Consider the following 22,151-nt stretch of genomic DNA (forward strand, 5'->3'; position numbering starts at 1 on the left):
CGGGGGCGTGCCGCGTCTTGCGGGCGTCCCCGGCCCGTTTCCCTCTCAGTGAATGGGATTGGGCGTTCAGGAAATGCCGAGCCTGTCCCTGATCCGTTTGCGCGCGCGATAGATCCGCGTTTCGATCGTCTTCTCCGTCACGCCGAGAAGTGTGCCTGCTTCACGATGGCTGCGGCCGTCCAGTGCAACCAGTACGAGCGCCTCGCGCAGCCTGATCGGCAGCCTTTCGATTTCGGCACGGACGCGGGAGAGTGCCTGCCGGTCGAGAGCGATGGCTTCCGGCCCAGGTGCGGGATCGGCGGCATGATCCTGATCGAAATCAGCGCCGAAGCCGAGAAAGCGCGCTGCCTTTCGTCGCCGCATGCGATCACGGCACTTGTTCAGTGTGCTGGTCGTCAACAAGGCAGTGATGGGCTTGTCCGGGGAAAGCCGATGCCGGGCAAGCCAGGTGGAGGCGAGCGCGTTCTGAACCGCATCTTCGGCCTCGGCTGTGGAGCCGAGCATCCGTGTGGCGAGTGCCAGAAGCCGGGGGATCTGCTGCTGCACGAGCCGGTCGAATGCCTTGCGATTTCCCGCAATCACTTCTTCAACGAGGGCGTTATGCCCGGCTTCGATGGCCCCTTCCACCAGCGGTCATTCGTCAGGCTTGCTGGTCAATGACCGGGCAACCTGACGATCGAACAGACGTTGCTGCTCTGCGTTCAATAAGGCACGCATTGCGAAGACATGGCGGATAGTGGCCTTCTGAAGTTCGCCCATCCGCACATGGATTTCGTCGATCGCGGCGCTGACCTTCGGGCCATAAATGTGCTCTTCCGCCATTGCCTGGGAGAGCTTAGCATTGGCCAGGCGCAACCCTTCTTCGAGCTGTTCGCGTTCGGTCGCGAAACCTGCTTCGAGAGCGTCAATCCGTTCCTGCTGTCGGCTATCGAGATTCAGGTCGTCATGAACGAATGCATGCAGCCCGGTTTCCGTGCTGGCAGTGTTCCAGTGATTTGCAGCAGTCGCGCCGAGAAACCCTGCTGCCAGTGCCAGCAGGATGGTGAGGGCGATTTGTGGCAAGCCGAATTTCATTGTTCGACGTGAAGCAGGGAAGCAGGAGACAAGTCGGCACCGGCAACCAGCTGATAGGGTGACGTGCGAGATTTTTCCGGACCGGAAGTGATGCCGAATCCGGCCCCCAGGCCGATGACGAACACGCCGAAGAACAAGGTCAGCCGCTGCCGATGGGTTGCTTGCGCCTCCAACACTCCGGCACGTTGCCAGACCGTGTCCATGAACCCGGCCGGTGGAACCGGCGCAGCTGTCCTTGCGAGGGTTTGCAGGGCTTCGTCTAATCGGATTTCGTCGCTCATGACCTGGGCTTTCCGTCTTCTCTACAATCCGTTCTTACGCCTGTGCGGGAAACTTCCCTCAGAAAATTTGAGGGTTCGGTCGCGTTCGCGCGTTACGAGGATATCAGATCCTGCATCGTGCGGGATTTCGAAGCTGGTGGGGTGGCAGTGATCCGAAAACGCAACAACCGCATCAAATCGGCCACGATGGGCGGGTTTCTGGCCGTGCTCACCGCATGCTCGGGCGTGGCACAGGCGGCAAGTTACACGATGTACCGTGATCCCTATTGCGGCTGTTGCGAGCAATGGGCCGATCACGTGCGCGCGAAAATGAAAGTCGCCATTGCCGTTGACGAACGGCAGGACATGGCGTCGGTCAAGGACCGTCACGCGGTCCCCTCATCAATGCGTTCCTGCCACACCATGGTCATTGACGGCTATGTCATCGAAGGACATGTTCCCGCTTCGGATATTGCCCGTCTGCTGCGGGAACGGCCCGAAGGTGTGAAAGGGCTGGCTGTGCCGGGGATGCCGCTTGGCTCACCCGGGATGGAAATGGGCGGTGAGCGTCAGGCCTATCAGGTCATTGCGTTCGGCCCGGCAGGCAACAGAATCTATTCCAACCACAATTGAAGGTCGCGATATGACCTATATTTGCCCCATGCACCCCGACGTTCGCCAGGATGAGTCTGGCGATTGCCCCAAATGCGGCATGCATCTGGTGAAAGAGGAAGAGGCGGCTGCGGGCGGCGGCCATCACCATGGGCACCATGGTTGCGCTCATCATGCTGACGCGGAGAAGGATGACGGGCGTTACGATACAGTGCCGCCGGGGTATTCGGGGCCGGTCTATACATGCCCCATGCACCCGCAGGTGCGTCAGCCACAGTCAGGTTCCTGTCCGCTGTGCGGTATGGGGCTGGAACTGGAATCTGCCAGTCTGGCCGACGATGGCCCCAACCCGGAGCTGGTGGATTTCACCCGGCGCTTCCGCATCGGCGTGGTTCTGACAGTCCCGCTGTTGCTTCTCGCCATGGCTCCCATGATCGGGCTGGGCAGTATCAGGGAAGTGTTCGGGGAACGCGCCACGCTATGGATCGAATTCGCGCTCGGCACTCCGGTGGTGGCGTGGTGCGGCTGGCCTTTCCTCGTGCGTGGCTGGAACTCGCTGCGCACCGGTAATCTCAACATGTTCTCGCTGATCGCGATAGGGGTTAGCGCTTCGTGGTTGTTCAGTGTCGCGGCGCTGATCGTGCCGCACATCTTCCCTGACGGGTTCCGGGATTCGGACGGCAATGTCGGGGTCTATTTCGAAGCGGCGGCAGTGATCGTGACGCTGGTCCTGCTCGGTCAGATCATGGAATTGCGCGCCCGCGAAGGAACAGGCAAGGCAATCCGTGCCCTGCTCGATCTTGCGGCGAAGACGGCGCGTCTGGTCCGGGCTGACGGCGATGAGGCCGAAGTGCCGCTGGAGGATGTGGTCGAGGGGGATCGCCTGCGTGTCCGGCCGGGAGAAAAGGTTCCGGTCGATGGCATCGTGATCGAAGGCCGGTCCTCGGTCGACGAGAGCATGATTTCGGGCGAGGCCGTACCAGTGGAAAAGGTCGCTGGCGACCGTGTGATCGGCGCAACGATCAACGGTACGGGAAGCTTGTTGATAGAGGCGCGGCAAGTCGGTTCCGATACGGTCCTGTCCCGGATCGTCGCCATGGTCGCTTCGGCCCAGCGGTCGCGTGCGCCGATCCAGAAATACGCCGACAAGGTGGCAGGCTGGTTCGTGCCTGCGGTCATCGGGATCGCCATTCTGGCCTTCATCGGGTGGAGCCTGTGGGGGCCGCCTCCCGCCTTGTCCTATGGCCTTGTCGCTGGGGTCGCTGTTCTGGTCATTGCCTGCCCGTGTGCGCTCGGGCTTGCCACGCCGATGTCGGTCATGACGGCCACAGGACGTGGCGCCCATGCGGGGGTACTGATCCGGGATGCGGAGGCGCTTGAGCGTTTCGAAACCATCGACACTCTGATCGTCGACAAGACGGGGACGTTGACCGAGGGCAAACCGCGCCTTGTGGCTGTGCTCCCGGCGCCCGGCTTCGAGGAGGACGAGGTGCTGCGTCTCGCGGCAAGTCTGGAGCGCGGATCCGAACATCCTTTGGCCGATGCCATAGTGACCGGCGCGGAAGATCGCGGCATCGCATTCGATGGCGCAAACGATTTCGAAGCCGTTACGGGCAAGGGTGTGAAGGGTGTGGTTGACGGAAAACCGGCGGGCCTCGGCAATCGCAGGTTCGTCGAAGATTTCGGTCTCGATACCGCCGCATATGCGGAGCAGGCGGACAGCCGCCGTGACGATGGTGAAACGGTGATGTTCGTGCTTGCCGATGGGGCAATTGTTGGCGTTGTATGCGTGGCGGACCCGGTGAAGGAAACCACCCCGGCTGCGCTTGCCGCGCTCCATAAGCAAGGTTTCCGCATCATCATGGCTACCGGCGACAATGAGCGGACGGCACGGGCCGTTGCGTCGCGCCTGGGAATTGACGAGGTTCGTGCCGATGTCTTGCCGGAGGACAAGGCGCGGATTATCCGCGAATTGCAGGACAAGGGTCGCAAAGTGGCGATGGCGGGTGACGGGGTCAACGACGCGCCTGCTCTGGCGCAGGCGGATGTCGGCATTGCCATGGGCACCGGGGCGGACGTAGCAATCGAAAGTGCCGGTATCACGCTGGTGAAGGGTAATCTCGATGGGATCGTGCGGGCTCGCAATCTTGCCCGCGCCACGATGCGCAATATCAGGCAGAACCTGTTTTTTGCTCTGGCTTACAACGCGGCGGGCGTGCCGGTTGCAGCCGGGGTGCTGTTCCCGCTGTTCGGCATTCTGATCAGCCCCATGTTCGCCGCCTTCGCGATGAGCGCATCCTCCATCTCGGTGGTCCTTAATGCGCTGCGATTACGCACGGTGTCGTTGTAGCGCCTTTTGGGCAGGCCATTCGCGCTCAGTGGATCATGGTGGGTTGTGATGCCTGCGGATCGGTTGCCGCCTCGGACGGGTTTTGCAGTTCCCACCGTACCTTGCGCCCTCCCTTGACGATGGCGCGGAGATTGCGGGCATCGCCCAGCAGGGCGATATCGGCCACGGGATCGCCGTCCACAATCAGGAAGTCCGCCAGTTTGCCCGGTGCGATCGTCCCCAGTTCCTCGCTCTGCGCCAGCATTTCGCCGCCGTAGCGGGTGGCCCAGCGGATGACGTCGAGTGGCGGAATGCCGGCAACGTCGACGTAGAAAGCCAGTTCCTCCCCATAGGTGCCATGATCCAGCGGCTTGGCCCCGTAATCGTCGCCCAGTGTCATCTTGAGCCCTGCCTTGTTGGCAATCGGCAAGATCCTGATCATGTCTTCCATGTCGGCGCGCATTTCGTCGATCTGGGGCCCCGACCATAATCTGGTGGCGAGGTAGGGATACCGGATGCTCGGGACCAGGAAGACGTTCCTGGCAATCATCGCTTCTATGCACGCTTCATCGAGGCCGTCGCCATGATCGACGATATCGACGCCGATCCGTACCGAAGCGAGAATGCCATCGCGATTCGCCAGGTGCGCGCGCACCCGCGCACCACGTTGATGCGCTGCATCCACCGCAGCCGCCAGTTCTTCCTCGGTCATTTCAAGGCCGGGTGAAGGGCCGAAGGTGCCATGCCCTGCAGTGGCGAATATCTTGATCATTTCGGCGCCGCGTTTGACTTCCTCGCGCACGGCCCTGCGGAAGGCATCGGCCCCGTCGGCGATATTGGTTTGCGCGGTCGCGCCTTCGCCCCAGTGCCACTCGAACCCGTCCTGCGAGTGCCCGGTCGTGCTGACGTCGCGGCTGCCCGCGACGACCCGGGGACCTTCGATCATACCACTGTCGATTGCGGCCTTGCAGGCGGCGTCGATGGCGTAAGGCGCACCGGCGCTGACAACGCCCGTGAAACCGGAATGAAGTGCCGTCTTGAGATGGTCGACGGCCCGGATGGTCTGCACCGCCGGTGGCGCCTCCATGCCCACGGGCAGGCGTTCCGCGGCGGAAAAGTCAGTGTAGGTAGCGTGGTAGTGGCCGTGAATCATGCCCGGCATCAGCGTGCGCCCGCCCAGATCCCAGCATTCGTCGTCGGGCCGTGGATCGGCCGGCGGGGTGTTACCGACACTGGTGAAGCGATCGTTCTCCACAATCACTGTCATGCGGTCGCGCGGTGGATTGTCCCCATCGAGCAGCCGGACGTTTGTCAGCACCAGACGCGGCATTTTCCTCTCCTTGCGACATTATGGTCAGGCGCAAGGCTATCGGGGAATGCACGGGCCTGCAAATATTTTCGAATTTAGTTTAGAAAATGAATGAGATGGTCGAGCCGGCCTGCTGTTTTTCCCGGCTCGGATTCTCGGGGCTTGCACGATTGCACACCGTTCATGCTAAAAGGGGCGCAGGAAAGGACTGCGTTTGTGCACGTCCAGGGGTCCATTTTCGTTACACAAATGCCGACAGGGGAATCTCGCCGAATGGTGCCGCGCCGTCTGGCGGAATACGTGGCCGATCAATTGCGGCAGCGCATTTTTTCGGGTGAAATGACCGAAGGTTCCGTCTTGCCGAAGCAGGATGATCTCATCCGCGAGTTTGATGTCGGCCTCGTTACCGTTCGCGAAGCGTTGCGGATACTCGAGGTCGAAGGCCTCATCACTGTGAAGCGCGGCAATCTTGGCGGATCAATCGTGCATCGGCCGGAGCGGTGGCGCATCGCCTACATGCTGGCGCTGTCCCTGCAATCGCAATCGGTAGGGCTCGCCGATCTGCTGAAGACTGTCGTCATGCTGGAACCGTTGTGTGCAGCAGCCTGTGCAAACCGGCCGGATCGCGAAACGAAAGTGCTGCCCCAGTTGAATGCCGTGCTGGCCGAACAGCGTGAGGCGATTGACGATCCCGATCGTTTCATCGGGCTGGCGGTCAAGTTCCATGTGGAGATGGCATCGACTTGCGGAATAGCCACCATGAGCCTGGTTCTCGGGGCGCTGGAATATGTCTGGCAGGCGCAAGTGGACCATCTGGCCCGTGGTGCGGAACGCTATGGCGCGTTCGCGGATCGCGAGACCCGCCTGCGGGCATTGGAAGATCATGAACACATGATCACCCTGATTGCAGCGGGCGATGCCGCAGGGGCGGAAAACGCCGCGCGTGAACATATGTCGGAATCGCACCATCGCCCGAATCGCTGGGATCACGATTTCGACCTTGCGATTGAAATCGACGCGTCACTGCTGCGGCGCTGAGCGCCTTCAGGCGCGCTTCGCCATTCCATTTTGCCGACTGGAAATAGCCGTCACATGGCGCAAATGCGCGCGCCTCCCGCATCAATTCTAATTTATATTCGATTTTCTGCTCGCCCGCATTGACTATCATAGCTATGATAGCTAGAAATATAAGTAAGAGAGTTTGGGAGAGCACTGGAAGCGAAAGGCGGTTCAACCTCCTTCCTTCCAACTGGAACGTATCGCGCTGTGTGGGCCCTGGCCTGCGCACCGGGATTTGCGGCTCTGCGCCTCCCATGGACAGATGAGGAGAGGACCGCATGGCAAGTGTCGATACGATTTCAAAACCAGATACCCTTTCAGCCCCAACGCAGAAGAACCGCCGCGAATATCGCCTGATATCGGCGGATAGCCACGTGTGCGAACCGGGCAATCTATGGCTAGACCGGGTGCCTGCGAAGCTGCGCGATCGCGCTCCGCGCATCGAAAGTTTTGCCGAGGGCGATGCGTGGATCATCGAGGGTATTGGTGAGCCGGTGAAATTCGGCTGGACATCCTGCGCAGGCATGGAGCCGGAGCGGATGACCAACTGGATGCGGTTCGAGGATGTCCGCAAGGGTGGTTACGACCCTGCGGCCCGCTGTGTCGAGATGGATCGTGACGAAGTGGATGCCGAAGTGCTTTACCCTTCGCCGGTGCTCGCCATCGCGATCTTCGCGCATCAGGAGGAAGAATTCCATCTGGCGATGGTCAGGGCCTATAACGACTGGATTTCCGAGTTTGTCGCTTACGCACCGGATCGCTTCGCCGGGATGATGATGATGCCCAATCGCGGCGGTCCGGAAGCCTGTGTCGCGGAAATCAATCGCGTCATGGACCGGCCGGGCATGCGCGGTGTGGTCATGGGGGCCTATCCCAACGGCACTCTGAAAATCGAGGATGAGGACGACAAGGTCTGGGGCGTTCTGGAAGAGCGAGGTCTTGCGCTGAGCATCCACGTCGCGATGACGCAGACGATGCCGGCAGTGGCGAAATCGAAACTGCCCGGATACGGTCGTTTCTTCGACGCACCGAACCGCATAATCGAAATGATGTTCAGCGGGATGTTCGATCGCTTCCCGAATCTCGACGTCTATTTCGCCGAAGTCGATTGCGGCTGGTTCCCTTATGTGAAGGAGCAGATCGAAAACAACTATCGTCGGCTCAATCCGTCGCAGCAATTCAACCTCAAGAAGAACCCGCGGCAATACATGGAGCGGCATTTCCACTTCGGTTACATGACCGATACCTTCGGTGTGCAGCATCACGATTTCATCGGTGCCGAAAGGGTGCTCTGGTCCAGCGACTATCCCCACATCAGTGCGGATTGGCCCAATTCCTATCGGACTATCCAGGCCTCCATGTCCGGGGTCAGGCGGGAGGATCGCGAGGCCATATTGCATGGCAACGCCGAGCGGCTGTTCAACTTCACTTGACGCCTGCTGGGGGATGCGGTCGTGAACCTGCATGAATATGCCGCCCATGATGCGACTGGCCTGGCGGAATTGGTCCGTTCGCGTGCGATCAGCGCACAAGAGCTGGCCGAGACCGCCCGCGCGGCGATCGATCGGCTGAACCCGCGGCTCAATGCCTTTGCCGAACTGTATGATGATGCGATTGCCGGCGCGGCCGCCGGTGTCGGGGGGGATGGCGCGTTTGGGGGCGTGCCATTCGCTCTGAAGCGGATCGGTATCAGCGAGGCGGGGCGCCCCATGGGCGATCTCGGGAGCCGCATGCTGCGTGGGGTTGCGCTCCCCGTGGCTGACAGCGACAGCTATGTCGTTGCCCGCTTCCGGGCCGCGGGTCTGACCGTCATGGGGCACACCCAGATGCCGGAACTGGCCTACACCGTCACGGTCGAATCCAGCCATCAGGGCGTGACGGTCAACCCGTGGAACCCCGACATTGTAGCCGGGGGATCGAGCACCGGTTCCGCCGTCGCCGTGGCGTCGGGCATGTTGCCGATGGCCCATGCCAGCGACGCTGCGGGATCGACGCGCTTTCCCGCAAGTTGCAATGGTCTGGTCGGAATGAAGCCATCGCGCGGCTGGATCAGTGTCGGGCCGGCGGACTCCGATCTGACCAGTTACAAGGTGTCGCACTTCGCCCTGACACGTACCGTGCGGGACGCGGCGACGATGCTGGACGTGCTGCAGGGTGGTGAACCGGGCGAGGCGGCGATGTACCGTAGGTCTGACGAACCGTTCGCCGCTGCCATTACCAGACCGCCACGGCGACTGCGCATCGCTCTGGCAACCGAGGCGTGGCACACTCGCCCGTTGCAGGATGACGTCGCGGCTGAAATCACTCGCATTGGGCGCGAGTTGGAGGCGCTGGGCCATCACGTGGAAGAAGCCCGGCCACCGATTGATTTCGATGCCTATCGCGACCTGTACAAAGGCATCTACTACATGGATGGGGCAATCGCTCTCGCAGGGTTGCAGCAGTTGCTCGGCGGCGATGCCGATCCCGAGTTGCTGCAACCGGTGATCCGCAAGGCCACGTCGCGCGGGGACCAGTACGCCATCGCTGATTACGCGGGCATTTTCAGTGGCATCAATGTCATTTCGCGTGTGCTTGGCGCATTCTTCGAAAGTTACGATGCCCTGCTGACTCCCGCCCTTGCCACGGGCATTCCGCGTCTGGGCGAGACGACCCTGGAAAGCGATGCCAGCGCGGAAGAATTCATTGAACACCTGCTGGGCATCAATCAGCATCTGCCGCTTGCCAATCTGACCGGCACGCCGGCGATTTCGCTGCCGCTGTGCCGTACGCAGGACGGCATGCCCCTGGGTGCCCATTTCATGATGCCGATCGGGAACGATGCTGCCTTGCTGCAATTGGCTGCCGAATTGGAACAGGCGCTTCCCTGGAAAAGCGATATGCCACCCATCTACGCAGGCAGGACATGACTATGGAAACGCTTCTTGGTGGGGGTAAGGGATTGCCGATGACGGCGGCGTCCGGGCGGGCCGATAGCGGGCGGGTGCAGGCTGGTATCGCCTATACTGTGCTGCTGTTCGGCGGAACGTTCGGCGGGCTGCTGCAGGCGTTGCTGACCCCGATCCTGCCACTGGCGGCGGACCATTTCGGGGGTGGCACGCGCGGCGCGATCACGGCGCAGATGATTGCGACCTTTTCCGGCCTGGGGGTGATGATCGGGGGCCCCCTGCTCGGCCTGCTGACCCCGCGCATCGGCGTGCGAGCCATGCTGCTTTTCTCGCTCGCCTTCTATGCGATTTCCGGATCGGCGGGGCTGTTCGTGGAAAGCCCGGTGCTGCTGTTCATATCGCGGTTCCTGCAAGGCGCTGCATCCGCGGGGATCGTTATCACGACATCCACTCTGATCGCGGCGCGGTTTACGGGCCATGCACGTCCGCGCTTCCTCGGCTTTCAGGGGGCGTTGATGGCAGTGGTCGCGTTTGTCGGTCTGCTGGGATCGGGGTTGCTGGCCGAGTGGTGGGGATGGCGAGCTCCGTTTGCGCTGTTCCTGCTGACGCTACCGGTCATGCTGCTGGTGATACTGGCCGGGCGTGAGCTGACTGCGGAAGACAAGCAGGTGGTCCGCGCATCGGTGGAGAAGGCATCGGCGGCGATACTCGGTTCCTTCGCACCGCTGCTAGGGCTCTGGCGGCTCTACCTGATGATGATCCTCATCTATACCGCCAGCTGGATGATCTATCTGCAATTGCCGTTCGTCCTTGCGGACGAACACATCAGCAGCCCGTCCATGCAATCGCAGATCATCGCTACCGGTACAGTCGTGCATTTCCTTGGGGGCCTGTTTTACGGGCGCATGGAACAGCGGATGGGCGGGCACTGGATGTTCCTGTTCATTCTGGCCTGCATGGTTCTGAGCAATCTGCTGGTCTTTCTGGCGCAAAACACGGCGTGGGTTGTCGTTGCCTGCGGATTTGCCGGATTGGCGGGGGGCAATCTCATGATTTTTCTCCAGAATCTTCTTCTCGGGCGGGCACCGGCCCATGCGCGGCCCAAAGCGATCGCTCTGATGTTCACTGCGATGTACCTCGGCGATTTCCTGAATCCGCTGCTGGCCACGCCGCTGCGGATGTGGATCGGCAACCGCGAGGCATTTCTGGCGGTCGCTGTGCTGCTCCTGACATTTCTCGTTGTTCAGATCGTGCGTGGACCGCAGCGTTCGGTCGCCCGCACCATGCCGATGGACGGCGAATGATCGTGTGGGGAGAGTATCGGACATGAACGAAGTCACGCATCCGGAACGGGGAACTTTTGTCATCAGCCTGACACCGTTCGATCGGGCAGGTGCGATCGACAAGGGCGCCTTTCGCGCGCATCTGGCGCGGCTGCGGGATTCAGGCATCGGCGTGTATGTCGGCGGCAGCGGCAGCGGCGAAGGCTATACGCTGACGCCCGCGGAAACGGCGTCCCTGCTGGAAATCGCGGTTGATGAACTGAAAGGCCATGTCCCGGTCCGGGCAATGGGGGTGGAACCGCGCACGGCCAGCCAGATGAGTGAATTCCTGCGCATGGCGCACGATTGCGGGGTTGATGCCGCGCAAGTCTATTCGCTGGATGTCGGCCACGATGTCGTGGTCACACCCGAAGAGATCGAACACTATCTGACCGACGTGCTGGAGACGGCATCCTTGCCGGTGGTCCTGTCGACCCATTTTTCGGTCGGCTACACGGTGCCGCCGGAATTGCTGAAACGCATGGTCAGCACTTATCCGCATGTCGTGGGCATCAATGTCACCCACCCCGATCTTGGCTATCTGGCCCGCGTCATCGGTGCGGTCGGCGATCGGGCGGCCGTGATGGTCGGTGGGCCGATGCAGGGTCTGACCGTGCTGGCGTTGGGGGGACACGGTTATCTGTCGGCCGATGGCAATATCGCGCCGAAGCTGTGCGTATCCGTTATCGACAGGTTCGAGGCGGGCGATCTGGCAGGCATGATGTCGGCCTTCGGCACATTGATAAAGCTGTTCGGCGTGTCCCTGGAATGCGGTGGAACGCGTGTGGTCAAGGCTGCGCTGAACCGGTTGGGATTTCCCGGCGGCGAAATGCGTCTGCCACGCCTTGCTGTGGAGGATGCACGCCTCGACCGCCTGCTGGCCACCATTGAAACACTTGGCATCGCAGGGATCGAAGGATGGGAGAGCGCACCCTGAAGCGCGGAAAGACGTAAAAAACACAGGAGGGTAGGATGTCGAGAGAGGATAACGGCGCCAAGGGGCCAAGGCGGAGCATCGTCGTCACGTCATGGGCGGCAATTGCATGTTCGCTGTTTTATGCGGTTCCTGCCGTGGCACAGGATGGCGGATTGTCCGAAATCATCGTGACCGCGCGGCGAACGTCCGAAAATCTGCAAACCGCGCCTATTGCGGTGTCTTCGCTGTCGTCCGACGAACTGGCTACCCGCAACATCACCAATGTCGCGGAAATCGCCAATGCGACCCCCAACCTGAGCGTTCTGGAGGCACCGTCCAACGGCACGGGTTCGATCGTCTATATCCGTGGTATCGGTGCGATCGATGCCACCGCGAGTGCCGATCCGCCAACCACCATCTATGTCGATGGCGTGGTGCAGGCGCGACCGACAGGTAATGCGTTCGACCTGCCCGATCTCGATCGGGTGGAAGTGTTGCGTGGCCCGCAGGGCACATTGTTCGGGCGTAACACCACGGGTGGTGCCATCGCCATCTATACCAGCAAGCCAACAGAGGAATTCAGCGGCAAAGCTGAAATCGGCTATGGCCGTTTCAACGAATTGCGCGCCTCGGCGGTTTTGAATACCGGCCGCCTCGGCAACACTCCGTTCAAGGCCAAGCTCACGTTCCAGAACCGCAGCCGCGATGGCTATGTGGACACGTTCGGGCGCGATGCCAGCAATTCGGCGGGATATTATCGCAACCGTGCGCTCAGCTTTACGCTGGAAGGCGATCTGAGCGATGTCGTGACGATCACCAACCGGACGGACTACAATTACCAGACCGCGTTGCCGCAATATCAGATGCTGTTCGTCAACGATGCGGCCCGCAGCTATTGGGAGCAATCGCCCGACCTTGGCGGTCCGCCCCTGTTCGTCAGCCGCACGCCGATGGATAAGACCGATGCGACATTCTACATCGACCCGCGGCGGCAATTCGACCCGACAGCGAAGGCATGGTCGAACACGCTGAACATCCAGTTCGACATTTCACCCGGTCTGCAGATCAAGTCGATCACCGGGTATCGCCACCTGAACCAGAAACAGAGCGGCCAGATCGGGGGCAGCGCGCTGCTGGGCATCGTTACTTCGGCCAGCGATCCTGTGGGGACGGTCCAGTCGGTCAACCCACTGACCACGCCCTACGATTATGTGAAACAGCACCAGTGGAGTCAGGAACTCCAGGCGACAGGCGAGCTGGGCGATTTCACCTACGCGGCCGGTCTCTATTACTTCAAGGAACATGCCACAGACGACATCCAGGTGCTGATCAATGTGGTGAACGGGACCAGCACCGCGTCGAGCGTCTATGAACAGGTTCGTTTCTTCCGGTTCGATTCCCGTTCGATGGCGGCGTATGGCCAGTTGAATTACCGGCCGAAGGGGCTGGACGGCAGGCTCGAGATATCGGGTGGCCTGCGCTATACATACGATACCAAGGAAATTCTGCGTCAGACGCGCGTCAACGGAACCCTGATCGGTCCTGACAATCCCAAGGAAAGCTGGAAGAATCTCGGGTGGTCCGCCTCTGCCAGCTATCGCTGGACCGACCAGATCATGACATATGTCCGTGCCGCCTCGGCTTATCGCGCCGGGGGCTTCAATGCGACGCAGATCGGTGCGGCTCCCTTCGATCCGGAAAAGGCAATTGCGATCGAAGCCGGGATCAAGAGCGAACTGTTCGATCGGCATCTCCGCCTCAATGCGACCGTCTTCAAGACGTTCTACAAGGATTTGCAGATCCTGCAGCGCGACGCAGTGGCGAACAGCAACCTGACGACCAATGCCGCGAAGGCGACTTACGAAGGCGTCGAATTGGAAAGCGTTGCCCAATTCGGTGGTTTCCGGGTCGATGGCAGCCTCGGCTACGTCAATCCAAAGTATAAGGAGTATCTGTTCGTCGACAGCAGCGGCCCGGTCAATCTGGCCGATCAGGCCCGCTTCCCGCTCGTCGCCAAATGGACCTGGAACATCGGGGCGCAATATGCCTCGCCGCCGACCGGATTTGGCGTGATTACGCCGCGGATCGACTATGCCTATCGCAGCAGTTTCTATTTCCAGCCGGTCGACACGCTGTCGGTCAACAATGCCCTGCTCAAGTCGGGGGCAACGAAACAGCTGAGTGCTAAGCTCACATTCTCTGAATTGCCGTTCGCCAAGGACGCGATGAAGAACCTGTCGATCCAGTTCTGGGGCGACAATCTGACCAACAACCGCACACTGCAGTCCGCAGTGGATTTCGGTTACGGCGGAATGGGCGCCTACAGCCGGCCCCGCAGCTATGGTGTGCGCATCATGGCCGATTTCTAGGCCTGGTTCTCCCCTCCCGCACGCTCTGGCATCGTTCAGGGCGTGCGGGTTGAGAGGTGCCGCCTAATCCTTTAGTGAATTTGCCCCGATGCATGCCTGCGGGCTGCGACTGATATTGGCGGAACGGGGTATAATGGCGACAGAAGATCCGGAAACCACGCGGCGCGCGCGCAAGCCGGACGAAGTCACGCCGACCAAGGCAGAATTGACCCGCGCCCGCATCCTCCATGCGGCTGCCTTCATGTTCCAGGAAAAGGGGTACGCGCAGACCCGGCTGAGCGACATTGCCAGGAAAGCGGAAACCCAGGCCGGCAGCATCTACTACCATTTCGCCTCGCGCGAGGCGATCGTGGCGGAGGTGCTGGAAGTCGCCAATGCGCGGACGGTGGAATGCGTGCGCGAGCGGCTGGATCGTCTGCCGCCCGATGCATCGGTTCGGGACAGGATAGAGGCGGCAGTGCAGGGGCATCTCGGCCTGGTTCTGTCCGGCGATCCCTTCACGCGGGCTCATATGCGGATCTTCGATCAGATCCCGAAAAATATCCGCGATCACTTCCTTGGCGTGCTGGACGAATATGCCGACGTCTGGCGCACGTTGTTCGAAGATGCGCGCAAGGCGGGGCAATTCCGGTCCGACATCGACCTTTCCGTGGCGCGGCTGCTGTTGCTCGGCATGCTGAACTGGGCGGTCGAATGGTATCGGCCGGGCCGGCTGTCCGTGGAGCAGATCGGGCATCAGGTGACGGCCTTGTTCCTTGATGGGATTTCCGCACCTGAGCGGGAATAAGAAAATCTAATTTATATTAGAAAAACTTGACGCATCTCGTTTCCGCGCGATAGGATTTCCGTGATGGGCCGGTAGCGATCCGGCCGGAGAGGAAGGCGCGATGGGCCGGCGTGACGTTGGCGGGTGGCCGCTATGGTGGGATGAACGGTGGGCCGAGGCAGCGCGAGCTTCCGGCGTATGGCTGGACCGAACCGTGGCGGATATTAGCGCCGAACGCGTCGCTGAAAGTCCGCACCGCCCCCTGATAATCGAACAGGGGCAGATACTGACCCGGGCCGATGTCCATGCGCGGGCGAGCAGGCTGGCACGGGCATTGACCGCGCGAGGGCTGGTGCCGGGCGACACGATTTCATTTCAGTTGCCCAACTGGCACGAAGCGGTCGTGATCGGTCTGGCAGCGGCAATGGCGGGCTTGGTGCTCAACCCGATTACCCCGATCTATCGCGATCATGAACTGAGCTTCATGCTTGCCGACAGCCGCAGCAAGCTGATCTTCGTGCCCGCCGCATATCGCGGCCGGGATCACGTGGCGATGGTGCGCCGTGCCATTGCATCGTTCGCGAACCCTCCGGAAATCATCGTGACGCGCGGTACGGGAGATGGCCTGGCGTCTTACGATCAGCTTCTCGCCGAAGCGCCGGATGATAGAGACTTGCCGGGGAGCGATCCCGATGCGGTCAAGATCATCCTCTACACATCGGGCACGACCGGCCGCGCAAAGGGGGTGCTGCACACGCACAACAGCCTCCAGGCGGAAAACGTCGTGCGTATGCGCCATCTCGGAATTGGAGAGGATGACGTCCTGTTCAATCCTTCTCCGGTTACTCATGTCACCGGCGCGCTCTATGCTCTGTGTCTGCCTTTCACTGCTGGCATTACGACGATCCTGATGGACGCCTGGGACCCGGAAGAAGCGCTTGCGCTGATGCGGCGGCACAGGGCGACGGGCATGATCGCATCGACCATTTTTCTCACCGAATTGCTGGCTGCAGCCCGCGCGCAGGACGAGCATTTGCCCCACTTGCGCTTCTATCTTTGCGGCGGGGCGCAGGTTCCGCCGCAACTCATTCATGATGCCGCAGCGCATTTCGATCGCTGTGCCGTTTCGCGCATATATGGCGCGACGGAAATTCCCAATGTGACCGGTGGCATCAACAGCCGCACGCAGGGCATTTTCGGCGCGGAAACCGATGGCGAGGTACTGGGATCGGAAGTGAGGATTGTCGATCCCGGCGATGGCGGGTTGCTGTCGCCCGGCGAAACGGGCGAGATCGTTGCGCGCGGCCCACAGATGTTCGTCGGATATACGCGGCGAGAGGACAACGACGATGCGTTCGATGAAGAAGGCTTCTTCAGGCTGGGCGACCTCGGGCGGCTGGTGGATGACCGCTACATCCTCATTACCGGGCGGAAGAAGGATCTCATTATCAGGGCGGGCGAGAACATAAGCCCCAAGGAAGTGGAGGACCTGCTGGCAGGCCATCCGGACATTGCCGATATTGCGATTGTCGCCATGCCGCACCCGAGAACAGGGGAGGCTGCCTGTGCCTTTGTTATCCCGCAGACGGGTCGGGTGCCGAGCCTGCCTTCCATTCACGATTTCCTGGTCGAGGCAGGCTGCGCGAAGCAGAAAATCCCTGAACGGCTGGAACTGGTCAGCGCGTTTCCCCGCACCAGTATTGGCAAGATCCGCAAGGATCTGCTGCGCGATCGCGCGCGTGAACTGGTGGAGGCCGAACACTTGCGTTGATCTCCGCCACCCCTTCGGTTAGAAAAAATCGAATCTAAATTAGAAAATGGGTGAGAGGCCAATGCAGTTTGAATTATCGCCGGAGTGCGAGGCCTTTCGCCGGGAGATGCAGGCGCAACTGCGGGCCATGGTTCCGGCGGATATGGCCCGGCGCACCCGCCAGCGGGTGCATCCGACAAAGGATGACCTGAAGCTTTGGAACCGGCTGCTGAATGAGAAGGGCTGGGCCGCACCGCATTGGCCGCAGGAATTCGGCGGTACCGGATGGGACCCGTTGCTGGTGCACATCTTCGAGGAAGAATGCGCTGCGGCCGATGCGCCGTTTCCGAGCTATTTCGGACTGCGGCTGGTTGGTCCGCTGTTGTATACCTTCGGATCGCAGGAGCACCGCGACCGCTACCTCCCGACCATCCTGTCCGGCGACATATTCTGGTGCCAGGGGTTTTCGGAACCTTCGTCCGGCTCCGATCTCGCATCGCTGCGCACGCGGGCATACCGCGATGGCGATGAATGGATCGTCGAAGGGGGCAAGCTCTGGACGACCGAGGCGCATTTCGCGGACAAGATGTTGTTGCTGGCGCGCACGAATCCCGATGTGCGACCCCAGCGTGGCGGCCTGTCCATGTTCATTCTCGATATGAATGCGCCCGGCGTGACGCGGCGGCCCGTCATCACGATCGACGAAGGGCATAGCGTAAATGAAATCTTTTTCGATTCCGTCCGCCTGCCCGCTGATGCGTTGCTGGGGGAAGAAGGCGAAGGCTGGACCTACGCCAAGTTCCTCCTCGCCCACGAACGGATCACCAATGCGCATGTTCCGCGCAACAAGCGAGACGTCAGAATGCTGCGCACTATCGCGTCGGAGGAATGCGATGGTGGGCAGCCCATGGTGGAGCGGCCCGATATAGCGGAAGCGCTGGCGCGTCTGGAAATCGACGTCGCGGCGCTGGAATGGTCCGTCCTGCGGGAACTGAACCAGCCGAGTGGAAATCCCGCTATCGCGTCGGGTCTGAAAATACTCGCCAGCGAAATTCAGCAGCGGATCACGGATCTCGCGGTGGATCTGGTCGGGCCAGCGGGGCTGGTATTCTACGATGAAGCCGCAATCGAATGCGACGATCCGGCTGGCGATGTGGCGGACTATGTACCGGGGCTCGCCGCGCGTCAGCTCTTCTACCGCGCGACGACGATCTACGCGGGGAGCAACGAAATCCAGCGCGGGATCATCGCGCGGCAGGCATTCGGATATTGATGAATGGCCGTGAACATGCGGGCGCAGGCAGGGAGTTGAGGATGCACCATTTTGCATTGACGGAAGAACAGCGGATGCTGCGAGAAAGCGCGGTTCGCCTGTTCGAAAAGACGACCCCGAAATGGTCGGATTTCGCCGAAATGGGCTGGCTGGGCCTGCTGATCGATATCAAGAGAGGCGGTATAGGCGGCACCGTTGCCGATGCCGCCGTGCTGGCGCAGGCGTTTGGGCACGGGCTCGTGGCAGCCCCGTACGTTACAGTCGCGGGGCTCTGTGCCCCGCTGTTGTGCGCGGCTCCTGCGACCGAAACGCTGGACGGCGTGATTGCCGCCATAGCGGAGGGGACGCAGGTTGTGGCACTGGCCGCCGGGGAAGCGGGCAGCCACTATGGATTGTCCGGCCATGCCACTCAGGCCAAGTCGTTGCCCGGAGGGGGCTGGCACATAAACGGAGCCAAGGCGATTGTCGTCGATGGGGGCCAGGCCGATGTCTTCATTCTCGCAGCCAGTATCGAAAATGAACGGCTGGGTCTGTTCCTGATCGATGCGGATATGCCGGGCATCTCGCGGCGAACGTACCGCACGATAGATCGCCACGATGCGTGCGATCTGAAACTGGAAAATGTCTCCTTGCCGCAAGAGCGGCTGATTGTGGAGGGAGACCTCGCCAGCGAACTGCTCCACGCGAGTGTGGATCGCGCGAACGTCCTGCTCGCAGCGGAAGCGATTGGGGCGATGGAAGCAGCCATGGCGCTGGCGGCGGAGCATATCGGAACGCGCGAGCAGTTCGGGCGCACGCTGTCATCGTATCAGGTGCTGACGCACCGGCTGGCCGATATGCATGTGAGGCTCGAACACGCGCGGTCCATGCTGATGCGTGGTTTGGCGATGCTGGAGGCGCAGCCCGATGTCCGGGCAGCCGCCGTTTCGGCGACAATGGTCCATGTGATCGAGGCGGGCGAGTTCGTTTGCGGGCAGGCGATTCAGCTGCACGGGGGCCTTGGCATGTCGGAAGAATCGCAGGTCGGCCAATATTACAAGCGGCTACGCGCGATCGGGCGAACTTACGGCGACGCGCGGTTCCATCTGAACCGTTATATCGCCCATGCATCGGCAGACGCGGCATGACGTTCGGGCATTACACTACGATGCGTGTCGCAAGGTCCGGCCGTATCGCAACGGTGACCCTGAACCGTCCTGAACAACTGAATGCGGCCAATGCCACGATGCATGGTGAGCTGGCTCGCATATTCAATGATCTCGCGCATGATCCCGACAGCGACGTAATCGTCCTGACCGGTGCCGGACGCGCGTTCTGTGCGGGTGGTGATGTGGAATGGATGCAATCGATGGTCGATGATCCGCGTACCTCACTGCCGCTGGTGGAGGAAACGAAGGCAATCGTCATCAGCCTCCTTTCGCTCCCGAAGCCTGTGGTGTGCCGCATGAATGGCGATGCCATCGGGCTGGGTGCGACGCTCGCACTGGGCTGCGACATGATCGTTGCAGCGGAAGGAGCGCGGTTCGGCGATCCGCATGTGCGCATGGGGCTTGCGGCAGGCGATGGAGCGGCGCTGATCCTGCCGCAGCTGATCGGCTATATGCGGGCACGGGAACTGTTGCTGACGGGTGATCTGCTCGATGTGCGAGAGGGGCAGGCCATGGGCCTGATCAATCATGTCGTCCCTGCGGCTGAACTGGATGACAAGGTTCAGAAGTTGACGCAAAAGCTTGCACGCGGTGCGCAGCAGGCAACCCGCTATACCAAAGTGGCGATAAACGCGGGCCTGCGACGCATTGCCGCGGAACAGGCCGACATGCTGATCGCCTATGAATTGCTGACCATGCGATCCGCGGATCATGCAGAAGCAGTGGCCGCGATGCGTGACGGGCGCCGTCCGCAATTCGGGCAAGATCGACCGGGTGTCACGCCAGCGGATGAGCCCGCGGCCTCGGGTTACCCATCCTCGTCGCCGGATTGATTCCGTTGCTGACATTGTCGCCAAGGTGGGAGCCTCTTGTCCCTGCCAGCGGCAAACAATGCCTCTGACCCCTGTTTTTCATCACCCGCGCTGGCTTCGCACTGCCGCTGCAAAAAGGCGATGACAGCTTGGCTATTTTAGCTAAGATAACAAAGATAATAAGGCGGGAGAGAGTTGATGGCCACAGAGGCGAGCCTGGCATTTGCCGGGATTCCGGCAGGTTGGCGGGGCAAGGCATCCAGGGTTGTTCTGGTTGGGGGTGCGCCGCTCATGGCGCTCATGTTCGCGGCGCTGGGGCCGGTCTTGCCGTCCATTGCAGAGCATTTCGGAGGCAAGGCGGACGGCACATTCGCCGCGCAAATGATTCTCACCATGCCGGCGATCGGCGTCATTCTCGGTGGCATCATCGGCGGGCTTTCGGTTGAACGATGGGGCCCCCGGCCGGTGATGATCGCGGCGCTGCTCGGCTACGGAGTGCTGGGCGTCGGATGCTATTTTCTCGAAGAACTGGCTCTGCTGCTCGTCGCGCGATTCTTCATGGGCTTCTGTGTCGCGCAGATCGGCACCGCAATCGGCGTGATCGTCGGAACATGGTTCCAGGGCGTGGCGCGTGCGCGCCTGCTCGGATACCAGAGCGCGGTTGCGGGCGTGTTCGCCGTTAGCGGGCTGCTGCTTTCCGGTGTGCTTGCCGAAGCGGGAAGCTGGCGGACGCCGTTCCTGCTTTACGCTATCGCGTTTGTGGTTCTGGCATTGGCCGTAGGCGCCTTGCCCGTGGGGGTAGGCCGCACCGCGCATGCTGAAAAGCGTGTGTCGCTGCGACCTCTCGTGGGTCTGTGGCCGGTCTATGCGTTGGCCGCATTCCTGTTCGTCGGTTATTTCATGACGTCGATCCAGTTGTCCTTCCTGCTGGCGGAAGACGGGCATGGCAGTGCAGTGGTCCGCTCCGTGGTGCTGGCATCCGGGGTGCTCGCGGGCGGAGTATTCGGCGGGTGCTATGGCCGCTTCTATGCGCGGCTGGGGGAGCAGCGCGTCCAGATATTCCTGATTACGATGATGGCTTGCGGCCTGGGGCTCATCGGGTTCGCCACCAGCTTGCCGATGCTGGTCGGCGGGGCGATTCTGGCAGGTGGCGGAGGGGGAATGATCCCGCCTCATATCGGGGGTATTCTGCTCAATCGCGTTCCGGCCGACATCCGTGCCCGCGCAGTCGGGCTGGAATTCACTGTCCTCTACATCGCCGACTTTCTCAATCCGTTGATCATGACGCCGCTGCGTGCGCTGATCGGCATCCATGGTGCGTTCCTGGCGATGGCTGCCGCGCTCGCCATGGCAGGCTTCATGATGAGATTCTATCGCAAAAGATGATTGCCTTTACCTAGCTATGATATAATAAATAGCTAGGTTAGTGATAATAATGACGGGAGAGAATGTGCACGCGCACGCACGGCGATGGCCGACGTGTGATCGATGGCGCGCGGCCTCTCCCCGCGAAAGGAGAAGGCATGCAATTGGAAGACAAGGTGGCGCTCGTTACCGGCGCGGGCGCGGGCATTGGCCAGGCGACTGCACGGCTCTTCGCTCAGCGGGGCGCACGGGTGATCGCTACCGATATTGACGAAGCCGGACTGGCCGAGACCGCCGGTGGACACGACAACATCGTTGCGCTGACGTCCGATGCCACCAGCACTGCCGAAATCGAGAAGGCCGTGGCAACCGCAAAGGATCGGTTCGGCGCTTTGCATATGCTGATCAATGTCGTGGGCGGCAGCCGCCCGGGCAAGACCGTGCTGGAATACGACGACCAGGAATGGGATTTCTGGGTCAGTCTCAACCTCACTTCCACGTTCCGGATGTGCCGTGCGGCCATACCCCTGATGGCAGAGTCGGGCGGCGGCTCCATCGTCAATATTTCATCGGGCGCGGCCGTTACCGGCATGGGGCGCAATCCCGCCTATGTCGCGGCAAAAGGCGGAGTGATTTCGCTGACGCGTTCGCTGGCGATCGATCACGCGGCGCAGGGCATTCGCGCCAACTGCATAGCGCCCGGTCCGATTCTGACCCCGCTGATGAAGCGCAACCGTTCCGAACAGGAAATCGCCTTCATGTCGAAGCTGTCGCTGGTCGGCCGCCTCGGCAAGCCGGAGGAAATTGCCGGGACCGCGGCCTTTCTCTGCAGCGAGGACGGCGCGTTCATCAACGGCGAACTGATCAATGTCGCCGGAGGGCGCGCTGGCCCCGTCTGA

Annotated in this window: 19 protein-coding genes; 15 read left to right on the forward strand and 4 right to left on the reverse strand. The window is 61.3% G+C overall.

From position 1 onward, the window contains the following. Positions 1-66 precede the first annotated feature (66 nt). From MB02_RS14380 to MB02_RS14390, 3 genes are read right to left on the reverse strand one after another with little or no spacing between them, the layout of a single operon-like run. A complete protein-coding gene (locus MB02_RS14380; RefSeq protein WP_067539094.1) occupies positions 67-627 on the reverse strand; it encodes an RNA polymerase sigma factor in 561 nt (186 codons plus the stop codon). Positions 628-633: 6 nt separating this feature from the next. Then, complete coding sequence (locus MB02_RS14385; protein ID WP_235829532.1) at positions 634-1,062, reverse strand: periplasmic heavy metal sensor; 429 nt, start codon at positions 1,060-1,062, stop codon at positions 634-636. An 8-nt stretch (positions 1,063-1,070) separates the two neighbouring features. Next, entirely contained in the window at positions 1,071-1,355 is a 285-nt protein-coding gene (locus MB02_RS14390; protein WP_067539100.1) for a hypothetical protein, read from the reverse strand. Between the two features lie 117 nt (positions 1,356-1,472). Between MB02_RS14390 and MB02_RS14395 the strand changes: the two genes are divergently transcribed. Continuing rightward, positions 1,473-1,967, forward strand: a complete 495-nt coding sequence (locus MB02_RS14395) for a DUF411 domain-containing protein (protein WP_328585424.1) — start codon at positions 1,473-1,475, stop codon at positions 1,965-1,967. Between the two features lie 10 nt (positions 1,968-1,977). Then, positions 1,978-4,296 carry a copper-transporting P-type ATPase gene (locus MB02_RS14400; RefSeq protein ID WP_206598601.1) on the forward strand — a complete coding sequence of 773 codons (2,319 nt, stop codon included), beginning with the start codon at positions 1,978-1,980 and terminating at the stop codon, positions 4,294-4,296. 25 nt (positions 4,297-4,321) lie between these two features. Here MB02_RS14400 and MB02_RS14405 read toward each other — a convergent pair whose 3' ends face one another. Continuing rightward, positions 4,322-5,605 carry a metal-dependent hydrolase family protein gene (locus MB02_RS14405; RefSeq protein WP_067539107.1) on the reverse strand — a complete coding sequence of 428 codons (1,284 nt, stop codon included), beginning with the start codon at positions 5,603-5,605 and terminating at the stop codon, positions 4,322-4,324. Positions 5,606-5,857: 252 nt separating this feature from the next. On the opposite strand from MB02_RS14405, the gene MB02_RS14410 reads away from it, so the two are divergent. From MB02_RS14410 to MB02_RS14470, 13 genes are all read left to right on the forward strand, one after another. Then, positions 5,858-6,622: a FadR/GntR family transcriptional regulator gene (locus tag MB02_RS14410; protein ID WP_067539110.1), complete on the forward strand. Its 765-nt coding sequence runs from the start codon at positions 5,858-5,860 to the stop codon at positions 6,620-6,622. 299 nt (positions 6,623-6,921) lie between these two features. Next, on the forward strand, positions 6,922-8,076 hold the full coding sequence (locus MB02_RS14415) for an amidohydrolase family protein (protein ID WP_067539113.1): 1,155 nt from the start codon (positions 6,922-6,924) through the stop codon (positions 8,074-8,076). A gap of 21 nt (positions 8,077-8,097) precedes the next feature. Beyond that, positions 8,098-9,552 (forward strand): amidase, encoded by a 1,455-nt coding sequence (locus MB02_RS14420; protein ID WP_067539116.1) that lies wholly within the window; start codon positions 8,098-8,100, stop codon positions 9,550-9,552. Between the two features lie 2 nt (positions 9,553-9,554). Continuing rightward, the gene (locus MB02_RS14425) at positions 9,555-10,835 is read left to right on the forward strand and encodes an MFS transporter (RefSeq protein ID WP_067539119.1); all 1,281 of its coding nucleotides are present in this window, start codon (positions 9,555-9,557) and stop codon (positions 10,833-10,835) included. Positions 10,836-10,857: 22 nt separating this feature from the next. Next, positions 10,858-11,790 (forward strand): dihydrodipicolinate synthase family protein, encoded by a 933-nt coding sequence (locus MB02_RS14430; RefSeq protein WP_067539122.1) that lies wholly within the window; start codon positions 10,858-10,860, stop codon positions 11,788-11,790. Between the two features lie 35 nt (positions 11,791-11,825). After that, positions 11,826-14,138: a TonB-dependent receptor gene (locus tag MB02_RS14435; protein WP_067539125.1), complete on the forward strand. Its 2,313-nt coding sequence runs from the start codon at positions 11,826-11,828 to the stop codon at positions 14,136-14,138. Between the two features lie 133 nt (positions 14,139-14,271). Next, positions 14,272-14,925, forward strand: a complete 654-nt coding sequence (locus MB02_RS14440; protein WP_170304749.1) for a TetR/AcrR family transcriptional regulator — start codon at positions 14,272-14,274, stop codon at positions 14,923-14,925. Between the two features lie 100 nt (positions 14,926-15,025). Then, the gene (locus tag MB02_RS14445; RefSeq protein WP_067539128.1) at positions 15,026-16,675 is read left to right on the forward strand and encodes an AMP-binding protein; all 1,650 of its coding nucleotides are present in this window, start codon (positions 15,026-15,028) and stop codon (positions 16,673-16,675) included. Positions 16,676-16,736: 61 nt separating this feature from the next. Beyond that, positions 16,737-17,927, forward strand: coding sequence for an acyl-CoA dehydrogenase family protein (locus MB02_RS14450; RefSeq protein WP_067539131.1), 1,191 nt, complete (start codon positions 16,737-16,739; stop codon positions 17,925-17,927). Between the two features lie 41 nt (positions 17,928-17,968). After that, entirely contained in the window at positions 17,969-19,054 is a 1,086-nt protein-coding gene (locus MB02_RS14455; protein ID WP_170304750.1) for an acyl-CoA dehydrogenase family protein, read from the forward strand. After that, positions 19,051-19,908, forward strand: a complete 858-nt coding sequence (locus MB02_RS14460) for an enoyl-CoA hydratase/isomerase family protein (RefSeq protein ID WP_067539138.1) — start codon at positions 19,051-19,053, stop codon at positions 19,906-19,908. Before MB02_RS14455 ends, MB02_RS14460 begins: the two co-directional genes overlap by 4 nt. Positions 19,909-20,085: 177 nt before the next feature. Continuing rightward, on the forward strand, positions 20,086-21,273 hold the full coding sequence (locus tag MB02_RS14465) for an MFS transporter (RefSeq protein WP_156495535.1): 1,188 nt from the start codon (positions 20,086-20,088) through the stop codon (positions 21,271-21,273). Between the two features lie 137 nt (positions 21,274-21,410). Further along, on the forward strand, positions 21,411-22,151 hold the full coding sequence (locus MB02_RS14470) for an SDR family NAD(P)-dependent oxidoreductase (protein ID WP_067539321.1): 741 nt from the start codon (positions 21,411-21,413) through the stop codon (positions 22,149-22,151).

This window comes from Croceicoccus estronivorus (assembly GCF_001625325.1).
Taxonomy (GTDB): Bacteria; Pseudomonadota; Alphaproteobacteria; order Sphingomonadales; family Sphingomonadaceae; genus Caenibius; species Caenibius estronivorus.

Coding starts and splice junctions, on each gene's coding strand:
- MB02_RS14390 (WP_067539100.1), bottom strand. CDS start 1,355: ATGAGCGACGAAATCCGATTAGACGAAGCCCTGCAAACCCTCGCAAGG.
- MB02_RS14400 (WP_206598601.1), top strand. CDS start 1,978: ATGACCTATATTTGCCCCATGCACCCCGACGTTCGCCAGGATGAGTCT.
- MB02_RS14405 (WP_067539107.1), bottom strand. CDS start 5,605: ATGCCGCGTCTGGTGCTGACAAACGTCCGGCTGCTCGATGGGGACAAT.
- MB02_RS14410 (WP_067539110.1), top strand. CDS start 5,858: ATGGTGCCGCGCCGTCTGGCGGAATACGTGGCCGATCAATTGCGGCAG.
- MB02_RS14415 (WP_067539113.1), top strand. CDS start 6,922: ATGGCAAGTGTCGATACGATTTCAAAACCAGATACCCTTTCAGCCCCA.
- MB02_RS14425 (WP_067539119.1), top strand. CDS start 9,555: ATGGAAACGCTTCTTGGTGGGGGTAAGGGATTGCCGATGACGGCGGCG.
- MB02_RS14430 (WP_067539122.1), top strand. CDS start 10,858: ATGAACGAAGTCACGCATCCGGAACGGGGAACTTTTGTCATCAGCCTG.
- MB02_RS14435 (WP_067539125.1), top strand. CDS start 11,826: ATGTCGAGAGAGGATAACGGCGCCAAGGGGCCAAGGCGGAGCATCGTC.
- MB02_RS14440 (WP_170304749.1), top strand. CDS start 14,272: ATGGCGACAGAAGATCCGGAAACCACGCGGCGCGCGCGCAAGCCGGAC.
- MB02_RS14445 (WP_067539128.1), top strand. CDS start 15,026: ATGGGCCGGCGTGACGTTGGCGGGTGGCCGCTATGGTGGGATGAACGG.
- MB02_RS14450 (WP_067539131.1), top strand. CDS start 16,737: ATGCAGTTTGAATTATCGCCGGAGTGCGAGGCCTTTCGCCGGGAGATG.
- MB02_RS14455 (WP_170304750.1), top strand. CDS start 17,969: ATGCACCATTTTGCATTGACGGAAGAACAGCGGATGCTGCGAGAAAGC.
- MB02_RS14460 (WP_067539138.1), top strand. CDS start 19,051: ATGACGTTCGGGCATTACACTACGATGCGTGTCGCAAGGTCCGGCCGT.
- MB02_RS14465 (WP_156495535.1), top strand. CDS start 20,086: ATGGCCACAGAGGCGAGCCTGGCATTTGCCGGGATTCCGGCAGGTTGG.
- MB02_RS14470 (WP_067539321.1), top strand. CDS start 21,411: ATGCAATTGGAAGACAAGGTGGCGCTCGTTACCGGCGCGGGCGCGGGC.